This window comes from Neisseria sp. P0008.S010, assembly GCF_051962715.1.
Classification (GTDB): Bacteria; Pseudomonadota; Gammaproteobacteria; order Burkholderiales; family Neisseriaceae; genus Neisseria; species Neisseria elongata.
Map to the genome: position 1 here is coordinate 1 of NZ_JBQCVA010000146.1, position 484 is coordinate 484.

Sequence of the window (484 nt, forward strand, 5' to 3'; positions counted from 1 at the left end):
GTTACCACTACCGCAGGAAAAGGAGGACGTGTGGCGAGACAGCGACGAAGTATCACCGACATAATCTGCGAAAACTGCAAATACCTTCCAACGAAACGCACCAGAAATAAACCCAAGCCAATCCCAAAAGAATCTGACGTAAAAACCTTCAACTACACGGCTCACCTGTGGGATATCCGGTGGCTAAGACGTCGTGCGAGGAAAACAAGGTGATTGACCAAAATCGAAGTTACGAACAAGAAAGCGTCGAGCGAGCTTTAACGTGCGCTAACTGCGGTCAGAAGCTGCATGTGCTGGAAGTTCACGTGTGTGAGCACTGCTGCGCAGAACTGATGAGCGATCCGAATAGCTCGATGCACGAGGAAGAAGATGATGGCTAAACCAGCGCGAAGACGATGTAAAAACGATGAATGCCGGGAATGGTTTCACCCTGCATTCGCTAGTCAGTGGTGGTGCTCTCCAGAGTGTGGAACCAAGATAGCAC

General features: G+C 50.0%; 3 protein-coding genes and 1 pseudogene. All 4 read left to right on the forward strand.

Translation table 11 applies throughout. The features are described 5' to 3' along the window. Window positions 1–58: pseudogene (ninD, locus tag ACTHSL_RS12930) on the forward strand (protein NinD); the annotation flags it as partial. Beyond that, window positions 31–213 carry a NinE family protein gene (locus ACTHSL_RS12935; RefSeq protein WP_000113775.1) on the forward strand — a complete coding sequence of 61 codons (183 nt, stop codon included), beginning with the start codon at window positions 31–33 and terminating at the stop codon, window positions 211–213. The pseudogene ninD and the gene ACTHSL_RS12935, both read left to right, overlap by 28 nt. Further along, on the forward strand, window positions 210–380 hold the full coding sequence (locus ACTHSL_RS12940; RefSeq protein ID WP_000566997.1) for a protein NinF: 171 nt from the start codon (window positions 210–212) through the stop codon (window positions 378–380). Before ACTHSL_RS12935 ends, ACTHSL_RS12940 begins: the two co-directional genes overlap by 4 nt. Beyond that, on the forward strand, window positions 373–484 hold a 112-nt coding region (locus tag ACTHSL_RS12945; RefSeq protein ID WP_440381690.1), incomplete at its 3' end, for a recombination protein NinG. The genes ACTHSL_RS12940 and ACTHSL_RS12945, both read left to right, overlap by 8 nt.